Source organism: Humibacillus xanthopallidus, assembly GCF_006716675.1.
GTDB lineage: Bacteria > Actinomycetota > Actinomycetes > Actinomycetales > Dermatophilaceae > Humibacillus > Humibacillus xanthopallidus_B.
In genome coordinates, this window is sequence record NZ_VFPM01000004.1 from 80,636 (window position 1) to 96,810 (window position 16,175).

Annotated in this window: 11 protein-coding genes; all 11 read left to right on the top strand. The window is 71.7% G+C overall.

Annotation, left to right across the window (positions count from 1 at the left end; translation table 11 throughout):
- Positions 1–5: 5 nt before the first annotated feature.
- The 11 genes from FBY41_RS19960 to FBY41_RS20010 all read left to right on the top strand — a co-directional run bounded on the left by FBY41_RS19960 (position 6) and on the right by FBY41_RS20010 (position 16,168).
- Positions 6–1,151 (top strand): inositol-3-phosphate synthase, encoded by a 1,146-nt coding sequence (locus tag FBY41_RS19960; protein ID WP_141846471.1) that lies wholly within the window; start codon positions 6–8, stop codon positions 1,149–1,151.
- Positions 1,148–2,059: an SCO3242 family prenyltransferase gene (locus tag FBY41_RS19965; RefSeq protein ID WP_141846473.1), complete on the top strand. Its 912-nt coding sequence runs from the start codon at positions 1,148–1,150 to the stop codon at positions 2,057–2,059. The genes FBY41_RS19960 and FBY41_RS19965 overlap by 4 nt, the downstream gene beginning before the upstream one ends.
- Positions 2,056–2,937, top strand: a complete 882-nt coding sequence (locus FBY41_RS19970; protein WP_141846474.1) for a sugar phosphate isomerase/epimerase family protein — start codon at positions 2,056–2,058, stop codon at positions 2,935–2,937. Before FBY41_RS19965 ends, FBY41_RS19970 begins: the two co-directional genes overlap by 4 nt.
- A complete protein-coding gene (locus tag FBY41_RS19975; RefSeq protein WP_260439937.1) occupies positions 2,934–3,533 on the top strand; it encodes an EboA domain-containing protein in 600 nt (199 codons plus the stop codon). Before FBY41_RS19970 ends, FBY41_RS19975 begins: the two co-directional genes overlap by 4 nt.
- A gap of 11 nt (positions 3,534–3,544) precedes the next feature.
- Complete coding sequence (locus FBY41_RS19980; protein ID WP_141846476.1) at positions 3,545–4,435, top strand: TatD family hydrolase; 891 nt, start codon at positions 3,545–3,547, stop codon at positions 4,433–4,435.
- A 2-nt stretch (positions 4,436–4,437) separates the two neighbouring features.
- The gene (eboE, locus tag FBY41_RS19985; protein ID WP_141846478.1) at positions 4,438–5,682 is read left to right on the top strand and encodes a metabolite traffic protein EboE; all 1,245 of its coding nucleotides are present in this window, start codon (positions 4,438–4,440) and stop codon (positions 5,680–5,682) included.
- Positions 5,679–7,094 carry an alkaline phosphatase family protein gene (locus FBY41_RS19990; RefSeq protein ID WP_141846479.1) on the top strand — a complete coding sequence of 472 codons (1,416 nt, stop codon included), beginning with the start codon at positions 5,679–5,681 and terminating at the stop codon, positions 7,092–7,094. Before eboE ends, FBY41_RS19990 begins: the two co-directional genes overlap by 4 nt.
- A 140-nt stretch (positions 7,095–7,234) precedes the next feature.
- Positions 7,235–8,515: an ROK family transcriptional regulator gene (locus tag FBY41_RS19995; protein WP_221629368.1), complete on the top strand. Its 1,281-nt coding sequence runs from the start codon at positions 7,235–7,237 to the stop codon at positions 8,513–8,515.
- 221 nt (positions 8,516–8,736) lie between these two features.
- Complete coding sequence (locus tag FBY41_RS20000) at positions 8,737–13,575, top strand: ThuA domain-containing protein (RefSeq protein ID WP_141846484.1); 4,839 nt, start codon at positions 8,737–8,739, stop codon at positions 13,573–13,575.
- Positions 13,576–13,827: 252 nt separating this feature from the next.
- Positions 13,828–14,835 (top strand): sugar phosphate isomerase/epimerase family protein, encoded by a 1,008-nt coding sequence (locus FBY41_RS20005; protein ID WP_141846486.1) that lies wholly within the window; start codon positions 13,828–13,830, stop codon positions 14,833–14,835.
- Between the two features lie 100 nt (positions 14,836–14,935).
- On the top strand, positions 14,936–16,168 hold the full coding sequence (locus tag FBY41_RS20010; RefSeq protein ID WP_185749175.1) for a ThuA domain-containing protein: 1,233 nt from the start codon (positions 14,936–14,938) through the stop codon (positions 16,166–16,168).
- Positions 16,169–16,175 lie beyond the last annotated feature (7 nt).

Below are 16,175 nucleotides of genomic sequence, written 5' to 3' on the forward strand. Positions count from 1 at the left end.
GAGACATGAGCGACGCACGAACAGGTCTCTGGCTGGTCGGAGCCCGCGGCTCCGTGGCCACCACCGTGGCGACCGGACTCGCCCTCATCACCGCCCGCGGCCACGGGACCGACGGCCTCGTCACCGAGCAGCCCGACCTCGCAGCCGCCGGGCTCGTCGCCCTCGACCGCCTCGTCCTCGGCGGCCACGACGTCGTCGACGTGCCGCTCCTCAAGCGCGCGGCACAGCTCGCCGACGCCGGCGTCATCCCGCACACCGCCCTCCACCTCGTGCACGACGAGCTCGAGCGCACCGACCACCGCCTGCGTGGCGGCTACCGACCCGGTCACGAGGACCAGGCCGCCGCCGTCGAGCGGCTCGCCGCCGACATCCGCGCCTTCCGCGACGCCGAGTCGCTCGCCCGGGTCGTCGTCATCAACGTCTCCTCGACCGAGGCCGTCGTCGAGGAGCGGCCCGGCCACGAGAGCCTCGATGCGCTCGAGCGCGCCTGGGCAGCCGGCGAGTCGCCGTTGCCGCCGAGCGCCGTCTATGCCGCGGCAGCCTTCACCGCCGGCGCCGCCTTCATCGACTTCACCCCCTCGACCGGCGCCCGGCTGCCGGCACTCGGCGAGCTCGCCGAGCGGCACGGTGTGCCGTGGGGAGGCAGTGACGGCAAGACCGGTGAGACCCTCGTCAAGTCGGTGCTCGCCCCGATGTTCGCCGCCCGCTCGCTCCGCGTCCGCTCGTGGGCCGGCACCAACCTCCTCGGCGGCGGCGACGGCGCCACCCTCGCCGACCCCCAGGCGATGGAGAGCAAGGCCCGCAGCAAGGCGCGGGGTCTCGAGGCCATGCTCGGCCACCCCGTCGACGGCCCCGTGCACATCGACAACATCGCCGACCTCGGTGACTGGAAGACGGCGTGGGACCACCTGACCTTCTCCGGCTTCCTCGGCACGCGGATGTCGATGCAGTTCACGTGGCAGGGCTGTGACTCCAGCCTCGCGGCACCCCTCGTCATCGACCTCGCCCGGCTCGCCGACCTCGCGCTGCGCCGCGACGAGGTGGGTCCGCTGCCCGCCCTCGGCTTCTTCTTCAAGGACCCGGTCGGCTCCGACGAGCACCGTCTCTTCGAGCAGCACCGCGCGCTGACGGAGTGGGCGACGGCGTCGTGACCCGACTGCGTGACCTCGCCGAGCTGGTGCGGGCGCCCGCGGCACTGAGCGTGCCGGGTGACTCCCTCGCCGGTGCGTCGAGCTCGGGCTGGCCGGCGGGGGCCGGCTGGCCCGATGGCCTGCGCTCGGGGGCGCTGCCCCTGGCCTCCACCTGCCTCTACTGGGCGGGGATGGCGCTCAACGACTGGGCCGACCGTGAGGTCGACGCGGTCGAGCGTGCCGAGCGGCCGATCCCCTCCGGGCGGGTAGCTCCCCGAACGGCGCTCGCCCTGGCCGGCGGCCTCACCGCAGCAGGCCTCGGCATCGCCGGACTGGCGGGCGGGCGTCGCACCCTTGCCGTGGCAGCTGCGCTCGCGGCCGCAGTCTGGGCCTACGACCTCGCCCCGAAGGAGGGGCCGCTCAGCGTCGCCACGATGGCCTCGACGCGAGGTCTCGACGTGCTTCTCGGCGCCAGTGCAGGCGGCTGGCCGACGCTTCGGAGCGCCGCTGCCCCAGCCGCTCTCGTGGCGCTCCACACGGCCGGTGTCACCGCGCTCAGCAGGGGAGAGGTGCGTGGCGGCTCCGTCGCGGTCGCGCAGGGCTGTGTCGCGACGACGAGCGTCGTCGCGGTCGGCTCGGCGGTGCGAGCACTGACCGCACCCTCCTCCGGCACAACGGGTTTCGTCTCACGAGCCCTCTCGCTCGCCCTGACGGGGTGGTATGCCGTGGGCGTCCTACGCGCGCAGGTGGCCGCCGTGCGCACTCCGGACGCGGCGACCGCACGACGGGCGACGGGCGTCGGCATCCGCGGGCTCGTGCCGCTCCAGTCGGCTGCCATCGCGGCCGCCGGCAACCCCGGCACGGCGCTCTGCGTCGCCGCGTCGGCCCCGGTGGGCGCCTTCGCGATGAAGCGGGTGTCGGCCACATGAGCCTCCGCTTCGGGTACGGCCTCAACGGCTTCACCGACCACCGCCTGTCCGACGCCCTCGCGGTCCTCGCCGACCTGGGCTACGACGGGGTGGCCCTGACCCTCGACCACGCCCACCTCGACCCCTTCGCTCCGGATCTCGCGGCCCGCACTGCTGCTGTCGCCGCCCTCCTCGCCCGTCACGAGCTCGGTGTCGTGGTCGAGACGGGTGCCCGCTACGTGCTCGACCCACGGCGAAAGCACGAGCCGACCCTCGTCTCGGATGACGGCCGCGAACGACGGATCGACCTCTTGCACAGGGCGATTCGAGTTGCCGCAGATCTGGGCTCCTCGGCCGTCTCCTTCTGGAGCGGCATCGCTCCCGCTGGCGCCGGCCCGGGGGAGTGCTGGGCGCGGGTGGAGGAGGGTGTCGAGTCGCTGCTCCCCGTCGCCGAGTCGCGCGGCGTCGACCTCGCCCTCGAGCCCGAGCCCGGCATGTTCGTCGAGCGCATCGCCGACGTCCTCGAGCTGAGGCGCCGGCTCGGGTCACCCGACCGGTTGCGCCTCACCATCGACGTCGGGCACCTGCGCTGCACGGAGGACGCCGACCCCGCCGCATGCGTGCTCGGTGCGGCCGACCTCGTCGCCAACGTGCAGATCGACGACATGCGTCGCGGGGTCCACGAGCACCTGCCCTTCGGGGAGGGCGAGGTCGACTTCCCGCCCGTCCTCGCCGCGCTCTCGGCGATCGACTTCAGGGGCCTGGTCGCCGTCGAGCTGCCCCGTCACCCGCACGCCGCGCCTGCTCTCGCTGCGGCGAGCCTCGACTTCCTGCGCGACGCCGAGCGGCGGGCGCAGGTGGACCGTCCGCACCGACGACCGCAGGAGGTGGCCCGATGAGCCGCATGACGACCGCCACGACAGCAGACGCGCTCGCGCAGGTCGCGAGCGACCCCGCCACGATCGAGCGGCACTTCCCGGCCGCCGCGCGAGTCGCGGGCCGCGAGGGGGGTGACGGGGACGCGGCCCGCGAGGCGCTGCTGCTCGCGGTGCCCGGGCAGGCGGCATACGTCGTCGACGTGGTGCGTCGCCTCTATGAGCACGGCGACCCCGCCGAGCGGCGGGCGGTGCTGCTTGCGCTCCCCGCGCTCGACGCACCCGAGCGCAGCAACGCCATCGGTGACGCGGCGTTGCCGATCGTGCGAGATGCGTTGCGCACCAACGACACTCGCCTCGTTGCTGCTGCGCTCGGGCCGTATGCCGCCACGTACCTCGACGACGACGCCTGGCGTCAGGCGGTGCTCAAGGTGATCTTCATGGGCATCCCTGTCGAGCAGGTCGCCGGCCTGGCGGCGCGCTCCGACGCGGAGCTGGCCCGCATGGTGCGCGACTTCGCCGACGAACGTCAGGCTGCGGGTCGCGTCGTGCCCGCGGACGCCCTCACCTTCCTCGCTCTCGTCGACACCCCCGACCCCAGCCCCATCCGGGCAGACTGAAGGAGCCTCACGTGCGCATCTTCGACCCCCACATCCACATGACCTCGCGGACGACCGACGACTACGTGCGCATGCACGCGGCCGGTGTGCGCGCGGTCGTCGAGCCGTCCTTCTGGCTCGGCCAGCCGCGCACGAGCGTCGGCTCGTTCACCGACTACTTCGACTCGATCCTCGGGTGGGAGCCCTTCCGTGCGTCGCAGTACGGCATCGCGCACTTCGCGACGATCGGGCTGAATCCCAAGGAGGCCAACGACGCCCGCTGCCGCGAGGTGCTCGACGTGCTGCCGCGCTACCTCGTCAAGGACCGCGTCGTGGCGGTGGGCGAGCTCGGCTACGACTCGATGACACCGGAGGAGGACGACGTCTTCGCCGCGCAGCTCGCCCTCGCCGCCGAGCACGAGCTGCCCGCGCTCGTGCACACCCCGCACCGCGACAAGCTGACCGGCACACGCCGCACGCTCGACGTCGTGCGCGAGTCCACGCTTGACCCAGGTGCCGTCATCGTCGACCACCTCAACGAGATGACCGTCGGCGTCGTGGCCGAGTCCGGCTGCTGGATGGGCTTCTCCGTCTATCCGGACACGAAGATGGACGAGCACCGGATGGTCGAGATCCTGCGCCGCTACGGGCTCGACCGGATGATCGTCAACTCCGCAGCCGACTGGGGCAACAGCGACCCGCTGAAGACGGTGCGGGTCGCCGAGGCGATGCTCGCGGCCGGCTACACCGACGACGACGTCGACCGGGTGCTGTGGCGCAACCCCGTCGAGTTCTACTCGCAGAGTGGGCGACTCGACCTGCCCGACACGGAGCCTGACGGTACGCAGACCCATGACGACGAGCTCGTCGGTGCAGGCGCGACGTTCCAGGGCAACTCCGTGCTGCGCGGCGCGGGGGACTGACCGTGCGCCTGCACCACTCCGACGGGCAGACGATCCACGTCGCCTACTGCACCAACGTCCACCCCGGTGAGGACGTCGACACGATCATCGGCCAGCTCGACCGCTTCGCCCTGCCGGTGCGCCGGCACCTCGGCGCCGACGTGCTCGGCCTGGGTCTGTGGCTGAGTGCGCCGGTCGCGCGCACCCTCGCCGGGGACCCGTCCGCCACCGACCGCCTGCGCGGCGAGCTCGACTCGCGTGGGCTCGAGGTCGTCACCCTCAACGGCTTCCCCTACCGCGGCTTCCAGGACGAGGTCGTCAAGCACCGGGTCTACCACCCGGACTGGACCGAGCGGGCACGGCTCGACTACACCGTCGACCTCACCGAGGTGCTCGCCCGTCTGCTGCCCGACGACGCAGCACGGGGCAGCATCTCGACGCTGCCGCTCGGGTGGCGCCATCCGTGGTTCGGCGACCGCCAGGCGCTCGCGGCCGAGCAGTTCGCCCGGCTCGCCGACCACCTGCACGTGCTGCGCGAGCGCACCGGCCGCGAGATCCGGGTCGGCGTCGAGCCGGAGCCCGGCTGCGTCATCGAGACGACGAGCGACCTCGTCGAGCGGATGAGCGGCTGGGACACCGACGTGCTCGGCGTCTGCCTCGACCTCTGCCACCTCGCCGTCGGCTTCGAGGACGCGGAGGTCGCCGTGCCCCGGCTGGCGGCTGCGGGGCGCCGGGTCGTCAAGGCGCAGGTGTCGGCGGGTCTGCACCTCGAGCACCCGGCTGACCCGGCGGCACGTCTCGCGCTCGCGGCCTTCGACGAGGACCGCTTCCTCCACCAGGTGCGGGCGCCCGGCGACACGGCCCGACCCGGGGAGAGCGGGGAGCTCGGGGAGCTCGGAGAGCGCGGGGAGCGTGGCCCCCTGCGAGCCCGCGACGACCTCGGCGACGCCCTCGGCGGCATACGGCCCCTCGACCCTGCTCCGGGCGGGGTCGAGCAGCCCTGGCGCGTCCACTTCCACGTGCCCCTGGGCCAGGCGCCGGAAGCGCCGCTCGCGGCGACCACGGACGACCTGCGTGCCTCGCTCGCGGTCCTCGTCGGTGGGGAGCGAGCGCTGACCGACCACCTCGAGGTCGAGACCTACACGTGGTCGGTGGTCCCCGAGGCCCACCGGCCGACCGACGACGCCGCCCTCGCCCGGAGCATCGCCGGCGAGCTCGCCTGGCTGCGCGACACGCTCATCGACCTCGGACTCAAGGAGCCCGCATGACGACCGACGCCCTCCCCACCCCGCAGCCGACCGCGGTGCTGCTCCTCGACGTCGTGGGGCTCACCCCCCGGGCGCTGCAGGACATGCCTCGCCTGCGCCGGCTCGCCTCGACGGGCTGGCAGGCGCCCCTCGAGACGGTGCTGCCCGCGGTCACCTGCTCGGTCCAGTCGACGATGCTCACCGGACGACCCGTCGCCGAGCACGGCGCCGTCGGCAACGGGTGGTACTTCCGCGACCTCGGCGAGGTGTTCCTCTGGCGCCAGCACAACGCACTCGTCGAGGGCGAGAAGGTGTGGGACGCGCTGCGTCGCGCGCACCCCGGAGCCCGGGTCGCCAACGTCTGCTGGTGGTACGCGATGGGCATGGACGTCGACTCGATCGTCACCCCGCGACCGATCTACCACGCCGATGGCCGCAAGTCGCCGGACTGCTACACCCGCCCGGCTGCCTTGCACGACAGGCTGACTGAGCGCCTGGGGGCATTCCCCCTCTTCCAGTACTGGGGCCCGACGGCGTCGATCGCGTCGTCGCGCTGGATCATCGAGGCGACCCGCATCCTCCTGCCCGAGCACGACCTCACGCTCTCCTACGTGCCACATCTCGACTACGACCTCCAGCGCTTCGGCCCGGAGTCGCCGCAGGCCCGGGCCGCTGCTGCCGAGCTCGACGTCGCGCTGACGCCGCTCCTCGACGACGCCGAGCGCCTCGGCGTCAGCGTCGTCGTCGTCAGCGAGTACGGCATCACCGCTGTCGACCAACCCGTCGACGTCAACCGGGTGCTGCGCCGCGCCGACCTGCTCGAGGTGCACACGCAGGCCGGGATGGAGTACCTCGACCCGTGGGCCTCCGAGGCCTTCGCCGTCGCGGACCACCAGGTCGCGCACGTCTACGTCCGCGACCTGGAGCGCCTCGACGAGGTGCGCGCCCTGCTCGAGGCCACCCCAGGGGTCGACCAGGTGCTCGACCGGGCCGGCCAGGCGGCATACCGCCTCGACCACGAGCGCAGCGGTGACCTCGTGCTCGTGGCGACACCCCGCGCGTGGTTCACCTACTACTACTGGCTCGACGACGACCGGGCGCCGGACTTCGCCCGCGGCGTCGAGATCCACCGCAAGCCCGGCTACGACCCCGCCGAGCTCTTCTTCGACCCCGCCGACCGCTCGGCGAAGGCCCGCGCGGGCCTCAGCCTCGTGCGCAAGAAGCTCGGGCTGCGGTATGCGATGAGTGTCGTCCCGCTCGACCCGCGGTGGGTGCGGGGCAGTCACGGACGCCTGCCGGAGGACCCGACCGACGGGCCCGTCATCCTCACCTCCGACGCGGGCCTGCGCCGCGACACGGTGGCGGCGGCGGACGTCCACGACCTGGTGCTCGAGGCGGCCGGCGCCGCCGTGGCGGCGAGCCGATCCCAGTGAGCGTCGGGACCCCGACCCACCGTGACGTCCAGGTGGACCACCGGAAATTCGGAGGAAACCTTGACGTTCGTGACATGTCGTCTTTAGTTTGTTGTCCCAACGTACTAGCGACGACGCTGGTCACTTCGGAGGGGGCGGCCGTGACGGTCTCGGAGGGCACGGCAGCGCGTCTCGGCGCACGCACGGCCGACCAGATGAGCGTGCGACGCCACAACCTCTCCGTCGTGCTCAACCACCTGCGCGTCCACGGGGGGCGCTCGCGGGCCCGCATCGCCGCGGAGACCGGGCTCAACAAGGCCACCGTCTCGAGCCTCGTCGCCGAGCTCCTCGCGCGCGGCCTCGTCCGTGAGGGTGAGATCGAGCGCGGCAGCGTCGGCCGGCCGGGGCAGACGATCGAGCTCGACGCGCACAACTTCATCGCCCTGGGCGCCGAGGTCGCCACCGACTACGTCTCCGTCATCGCGATGAACCTCCGCGGCGAGCCGGTGTCCGAGCAGCGGCTGGCCCTCGACACGGCAGGTCTGCGGGCCGAGGCGGTCCTGCGCCGACTCGCGGGCCTCGTCGACTCGGTCATCGACCCCCTCGCGGCCCAGGGCGCCGTGCCCGTCGGCCTCACCCTCGCCCTGCCGGGCATCACCGACCCGGCCTCGGGCCTCGTGTGGGACGCCCCCAACCTCGGATGGCACGAGACCGCCGTCCTCGAGCCGCTGCGCACGCACCTCGGCGAGCCCGGCTACCCCATCCTCATCGAGAACGAGGCGAACGCGGCGGTCCTCGCCGAGCTCGACGTGCGAGGCCGCACCTCACCCCCCGACCTGCTCCTCATCACCGGCGCGACGGGCGTCGGCGGCGGCATCGTCACCGGCGGCCGGCTGCTGCGCGGCAGCCGTGGGTTCGCCGGCGAGCTCGGCCACATGCAGGTCGACCCCGCGGGGCGTCGCTGCCGGTGCGGGCGCGTCGGCTGCTTCGAGACCGTCGTCGGGCTCGGCGCCCTGCTGCGCGCACTCGCACCCGCCGACGACCCGGTGCGCGACCCGTCGATCGACGTCGTCCAGCGGCTCGACGTGGTGCGGAGCCGCTTGGAGGCGGGCGACCCGCGCGCGCTCGCCGCCGTCGAGCAGATCGGTGACGGCCTCGTCCAGGGCTGCGGCAGCCTCGTCAACATCTTCAACCCCGGCATGGTCGTGCTCGGCGGCTACTTCGCCGCCCTCGGGCCGTGGTTCGCGCCCCGCCTGCGGTCCGACCTCGACACGGAGGTCTTCGCACCGAAGTCGGGCGGCTGCCGGATCGAGCTCTCGACACTGGGCTTCTCCGCAGCCGTCCGCGGGGGCGCGCTGCGTGCCACGCGTCATGTCTTCGACGACCCCGGCCTCGTGCCGTATCGCGCCGAGGCCGGCCATCTGTCGGGCGTCATGTCCTGACCGGCGCCACACATCGCCTGCTCGGGTGCACCGAGCAGTGAGGGGGCGCCGGCCCGAGACCCCGGCGCGGAACGACACCGCCTCCACCACAGCAGAGCCGCAGGACCAGAGCAGGGCCGCAGGACTACAGCACCACCGCAGGACCAAGGGCCGAACGACCGGGGACCCGCCCCGGACCGCAGGGAGCGCAACCACACCACCTTCTCGAGGAGGAGCAGGGGATGAGATTGCTCACGAGTAGGGCATGGCAACGCACACGGCGACTGGTGGCCGTCGTCGTCGCCATGCTCGTTGTGCTGCCCATGGCGGTCACGTGGTCCGCCGGGGCTGCGTCGGCCCACGACGGCCACGGTGAGACCGACCCGTTCACGGCACTGGTCTTCAGCAAGACGGCCGCGTTCCGTCACGGGTCGATCCCGGCCGGTGTCGCGGCGATCCAGAAGCTCGGCGCCGACCACGGCTTCACCGTCGACGCCACCGAGGACGCCGGCGCCTTCACCGACGCCAACCTCGCCAAGTACGACGTCGTCATTTGGCTTTCCACGACCGGCGACGTCCTCGACACGACCCAGCAGGCGGCCTTCGAGCGCTACATCAAGGCGGGCGGCGGCTACGCGGGCGTCCACGCCGCATCCGACACCGAGTACGACTGGCCGTGGTACGGCGAGCTCGTCGGGGCCTGGTTCTCGGGCCACCCCGCCGGCACCCCCGCCCACACCGTCAACGTGCAGGACCACGCCCACCCGTCGACGGCCGGGCTCCCCAGCCTGTGGAACCGCACCGACGAGCTCTACAACTTCCGCACCAACCCCATGGGCAAGGTGCACGTCCTCGCCTCCCTCGACGAGAGCTCGTACGCGGGCGGCACGATGGGCAGCGAGCACCCGATCTCCTGGTGCCGCGACTACGACGGCGGCCGCACGTGGTACACCGGTCTCGGCCACACCGACGCCAGCTTCACCGACCCGCAGTTCCTCACCCACCTGCTCGGCGGCATCCGGACCGCGGCGGGCGTCGTCTCGGCCGACTGCGCGGCAACGCTCCCGGCCAGCTTCGAGAAGGTCACGCTCGACGACAACACGGCCAACCCGATGGAGCTCGACATCGCCGAGGACGGTCGCGTGTTCTACGTCGACCGGGGCGGTGACGTCCGGGTGATCCAGACCAACGGCAACGTCTCCACCGCCGGGACCCTCCCGGTCTACACCGGCCAGGAGTTCGGGTTGCTCGGGATCGCCCTCGACCCCGACTTCACCTCGAACAACTGGCTCTACCTCTACCACTCGCCGGCCGGCGCCGCGTCGGTCGACCGGGTGACGAGGTACACGGTGAGCGGCAACACCCTCAGCACGGCGTCCGCGACCGAGATCATCGAGATTCCGGTGCAGCGCAACGAGTGCTGCCATGCCGGAGGAGCCCTCGAGTTCGACAACGACGGCAACCTCTACATCGCGACGGGTGACAACACCAACCCGTTCGCCTCAGACGGCTACGCGCCGCTCGACGAGCGCGCCGGCCGGTCCGCCTGGGACGCCCAGCGCTCGTCCGCCAACACCAACAGCCTCTCGGGCAAGATCCTCAAGATCACCCCGAAGGACGCTGGCGGCTACGACATCCCCGCGGGCAACCTCTTCGCGCCGGGCACGGCGAAGACCCGTCCCGAGATCTTCGGCATGGGCTTTCGCAACCCGTTCCGCATCGGGCTGGACGAGCAGACCGGTGCGGTCCTCGTGGCCGACTACGGCCCGGACGCCGGGTCCTCGAACCCGAGTCGCGGACCGGACGGTCGGGTCGAGTGGAACATCGTCGACAAGCCCGGCTTCTACGGCTGGCCGTACTGCGTCGGGGCCAACACCCCCTACGTCGACTACGACTTCGCCACGACCCAGTCGGGCTCGGCCTACACCTGCGCCGCTCCCGTCAACGACTCGCCGAACAACACGGGTCTGACCCAGCTGCCGCCGGCCATCGGCGCAGAGCTGTGGCAGGGCAAGTCGAGCACGGCGAACCCGGAGGTCGGCGGCAGTGGTGCGCCGACGACCTCGGGCACGTACGCCTACGACCCCGACCTGAAGTCGGACCGCAAGTGGCCGGCCTACTTCGACGAGAAGGCGATCTGGGCCGACTGGAACAACAGCCGGCTGTTCACCGTGCAGCTGAACGACCAGCACACGGACGTCGTCGACCTGAACCGCTTCCTGCCGAACCTGCCGATGACGCGGCCGCACGCCCTGCAGTTCGGTCCGGACGGCGCGCTCTACATGATCGAGTGGGGCAGCGGCTTCGGTGGCAACAACGCCGACTCGGGGATCTACCGGATCGACTACGTCCAGGGCAACCGGGCACCCATCGCGCGGGCGACCGCCACGCCCCTCTCCGGGCCGGCGCCGCTCAAGGTCGACTTCGACGGCTCCACGTCGCGAGACCCCGACGGCACCGAGGTGACCTTCGCCTGGGACTTCGACGGTGACGGCACGACCGACTCGACCGACGCGGTCACGTCGCACACCTACACGACCGTCGGTGACTACACGGCGCGCCTCACCGTCACCGACGCGGACGGCCGCACGGCCGTGTCGAACCTCGACATCGTCGTCGGCAACACGGCGCCGAAGGTCGAGATCATCGCACCCGTCGACGGTGGCTTCTTCGAGTTCGGCGACACCATCTCCTACGAGGTGAAGGTCACCGACCCGGAGGACGGCGTCATCGACTGCGACAAGGTCGTCGTCCAGCCTGCCCTCGGCCACGACGAGCACGCCCACGGCTACGAGCAGTACTCGGGATGCTCGGGGACCTTCCCCCTGCCCGGTGACGAGGGCCACGTGGGCGCCGACATCTTCGGCACCATCACGGCCTCCTACACCGACAAGGGTGCGACCGGCGCCTCGGCCCTCACCGGCCAGGACACCGTCGTCGTCCACACGAAGCGCAAGGAGGCGGAGTTCTTCGACGCCACCGGCCGCGTCGGCAGCGGCACGAACGGCGACCCCGGTGTCGTCGTCGAGGCCGCCGGTGACAACCTCGGCGGGGGCAGCAACATCGGGTACATCGAGCCCGGTGACTGGATCCGGTGGGACGTCATGAACCTGACGAACATCGACACCATCACGATGCGCGCGGCGTCCGACGCCGGCGGCGCCGACTGGGAGGTCCGCACCGGTGCTCCCGACGGCCCGGCCGTCGCCAAGATCCGGGTGGAGCCCACGGCTGGCTGGCAGAGCTACCAGTACTTCTCGGGCACGGTGAGCGGTGCGAGCGCCAGGGTGTCGGGTCCGCTCTTCTTCGTCCAGCTGACGGGTGGGTCCAACATCAACTGGATCGACTTCGGTGGTCGCGGGGTCACCGAGAACCAGCGGCCCGCGCTCAGCCTGACGGCGACGCCGACGACCGGTGACGGGCCCCTCGAGGTCGCCTTCACCGCGACGGCGACCGACCCCGACGGCGACGTCCCGATCACCTACGCGTGGAACTTCGGTGACGGAGCGACTGACGACACCGGCCAGACCGGTGCGGCGACGCACACGTACACCAAGCCGGGCAGCTACCGGGCGACGGTCACCGCGACCGACTCCCGGGGCGCGAAGGCGACCACGTATGTGGCGATCCGGGTCAACACGCCGCTCCCGACGTGCTTCACCGGACGGTCCGACGGCTTCGACGGCACGGCGCTCGACACGAAGCGGTGGGACAGCACCGTGCGGGCCGACAGCGATCTGTCCGTCGCCGACGGTCACCTCGTCATCAAGCTCGCGGCCCCCGACCTCTACGGAGCCACGGGCGGTGCCACGCCGAACCTCGTGCTGCAGCACCTCCCCGGTGGTGCGTTCGAGGCCACGACCAAGGTGACGTTCCCGGCGGTCCGCCAGTACCAGCAGGCGGGCCTGATCATCTACGGCGACGACAACAACTACCTGAAGCTCGTCATGCAGGGCCGCACGGCATCGCCCGACAAGGCGGGCCGCGTCGTCCAGTTCCTCGCCGAGGTGGGTGGCTCCGCGTCGGAGACGAACTCGGCCGCCCTGGGCGCCTCCTTCCCGGAGACGTTCTGGCTGCGCCTGTCGAGCAGCAACGGGCTCGACGTCACGGCTCAGTACAGCGCCGACGGCAACACGTGGAGCACGATCAGCGGAACGCGGTCCCTCACGGGGATCAACGAGCCGCGGATCGGTCTCTGGGGCACGGCCAACCAGGCCGCCGCCCTGCCGATCACCGCGACGTTCGACTACTTCACGCTGACCCCGGACGACACCGCGACCGACTGCACCGTCAAGGACACGACGGCGCCCGTGGTGACGGTGACCAGCGACCCTGCATCCCCTGACGGGGCCAACGGGTGGTTCACCGGGCCGGTGACGCTCACCGCCGCGGCCACGGACGACGTGACCAAGGCGCCCGCCATCGAGTACCGCATCGGTGACGGCGCGTGGGCGGCATACGCGGGTCCCGTCGGGCTGACCACGGACGGCACGTATGCCGTGCAGTTCCGTGCCACCGACGAGGCCGGCAACACCTCCGAGGTCAAGACGGTCGGCGTCAGGATCGACTCGGTCGGACCGACGGTGACGGCCAAGGACGGCGCGCAGTTCACGCTCGGGTCGGACGGCGTCTACGCGAAGGTGTCGTTCACGCTCTACGACCTCAACAAGGTCGACCGCCTCACCCTGAACGGGAAGGAGATGGACCTGACGGACAACGTCTGGTCCGACCTCAACTCGGTCACGCCGGGTGCCTTCAGCGCCACGCTGGGTGAGAACACCCTCGTCGTCCGGGACGTCGTCGGCAACGCCACCACCGTGACGTTCACGCTGGAGCAGCCGTGGACGGTCGCCCGGATGGTGATCGCGGACGGCGTCGAGGCCGGTGACCTGACGGCCCCGCAGGCCAAGGGACTCACCGACCGGCTCGACAACGTCGAGCGGCAGATCGCCGCCGGCAACACGGTCGCGACCGGTCGGGTCATCGACACCTTCGTGTCGCGGGTGGAGACCTCGGTGACGCAGGCGGAGCGCAAAGCCGTCCTGCTCGCCCTCGCGGGCCTGATGCGGACGGGTCTCTAGGCAGTGTTCCGTCACGAGCAGCTCGGTCTCGACCCGGACTCGCGCCGGTGGACCACCCGCCCGCCGGTGGATTTTCGGCACACCGGCGGACGGGAGCCGAGCTCCCCGTGACGGAGGGGCGCGGGTGCCCATGGCACCCGCGTCCCGGTGGGCCGGCGCCGGGGCAGTGCGCTCCGTCCCGGCGCCGGTCCGCCGCAACCTACCAACGTCCCGCACCCCCGGGACTGCACTGAGAGAAAGAGAGAGCACCTCATGACACGACCCATCACCCTCTTCACCGGACAGTGGGCCGACCTGCCTTTCGAGGAGGTCGCCCGACTCGCGGGGGAGTGGGGCTACGACGGACTCGAGATCGCGTGCTGGGGCGACCACCTCGACCCGTGGCGTTGGGACGACGCCGACTACGTCCAGTCCAAGCGGGACGTGCTGGAGCGCAACGGCCTCTCGGTCTGGACCATCTCGAACCACCTCAAGGGGCAGGCCGTCTGCGACGACCCGATCGACACGCGACACCGCGACATCCTGTCCGACCGCGTCTGGGGCGACGGGGACCCCGAAGGGGTGCGCCAGCGCGCCGCCGAGGAGATGAAGAACACGGCCCGGCTCGCGGCCGCGCTGGGGGTCTCCACCGTCACGGGCTTCACCGGCTCGTCGATCTGGAAGTACGTCGCGATGTTCCCGCCGGCCTCCGACGCCCTCATCGAGGCCGGGTACCAGGACTTCGCCGACCGGTGGAACCCCATCCTCGACGTGTTCGACGAGGTCGGGGTGCGCTTCGCGCACGAGGTGCACCCGTCCGAGATCGCCTACGACTACTGGACGACGGTGCGCACCCTCGAGGCCATCGGGCACCGCGACGCGTTCGGCCTCAACTGGGACCCCAGCCACATGGTCTGGCAGGACATCGACCCCGTCGGCTTCCTCTGGGACTTCAAGGACAAGATCGCCCACGTCCACTGCAAGGACACGAAGAAGCGGGTCGGCAACGGCCGCAACGGCCGGCTCTCGTCGCACCTGCCCTGGGCCGACCCCCGTCGCGGCTGGGACTTCATCTCGACCGGACACGGCGACGTGCCGTGGGAGGACGCGTTCCGCATGCTCAATGCCATCGGCTACGACGGTCCGCTCTCGGTCGAGTGGGAGGACGCCGGAATGGACCGTCTCGTCGGAGCGCCCGAGGCGCTCGGCTTCGTGCGCCGGCTCTCGTCGTACGAGCCGTCGGCCGCCGCCTTCGACGCCGCCTTCTCGACGAAGGACTGACCCGGCGCCCACGAGGCAGCACTCCCGCCACCTCACCCAGCAGCTCACCAGAAGCACCTCACACAGCACCTCACACAGCACCTCACACAAGGAGACAACCATGACAACGACACACCGACGTGTCGGCCCGGGCCGCCTGCTCGGGACCTTCGCCGGACTCGCCGCGCTCCTGCTCGGCTTCGGGGCAGCGTCGGCCGGCGCCGCCGGCGCCGCCGGCGCCGCCGGCACCGCAGCCGGCACCGCAGCCGTCACCGCTGGCACCGCAGCCGTCACCGCCGGCACCGCGGCCGCCACTACAGGGGAGTACAAGGTCCTCGTCGTCGGCAAGACCCTCGGCTTCCGCCACTCGCACATCGACGAGACGACGAACGCCGTCATCGACATGGGCCGCGAGAGCGGCTTCACCGTCGACGTCTGGGACCCGCCGAACAGCTCCGGCGGCTGGTGGGGACCCGGGTCGCCGGGTCAGCCCGCCCTCACGATGGCGAGCACCCCGTTCACGAGCGCCGAGAACCTGTCGAAGTACGCGACGATCATCTTCGCCTCGCCCGTCGACAACACGAACAGCATGAACCCGGCGACGCCGAGACTGCTCAACGACTCGGAGCTCGCAGCGTTCCAGGGCTACATCCGCGGCGGCGGTGGCTACGTCGGCCTCCACGCGGCGACCGACACCATGCACTCGGTGCCGTGGTACAGCAAGCTCTCGGGCGGCGGGGCCCGCTTCGTCAACCACCCCGCTCAGCAGACCGCGACCATGCGCGTCGAGGACCCGACGCACCCCTCGACCACGCACCTGCCGAGCGCGTGGGTCCGGTTCGACGAGTGGTACAACTTCTCGTCGAACCCCCGCGACTCCGTGCGGGTCCTCATCACGCTCGACGAGTCGACCTACAGCGGAGGCCGGATGGGCGCCGACCACCCGATCGCCTGGTGCCACAACTTCGAGGGTGGTCGCTCCTGGTACGAAGGCGCCGGTCACGTCGACTCCTCGTACTCCGACCCGGTCTTCCTCGAGCACCTCAAGGGCGGGATCGAGTGGACCGCCGGCAGGGTGAGCGGCGGCGGGGACTGCGTGACCTTCGCCGAGGTCAAGGGCCTGCTGACCGCCTCCGACGACGGCTCGGTGCGTTCGGAGAAGCTCACGGCTCAGGTCGAGGAGCGGCTCGCCGCCGCCGAGGCCGCAGCCGAGGCCGGCGACCGCGACGCCGCGCTGCAGGCGCTGCAGACGGCGCGGGGAAAGGCCAACGGTCTCATCGACGAGCACGAGGTCTCCGGCAAGATCGCCGACCTCATGGAGTGGCAGGAGGGCCTGCGCACCGCCGGCAGGTGAGGCGAGG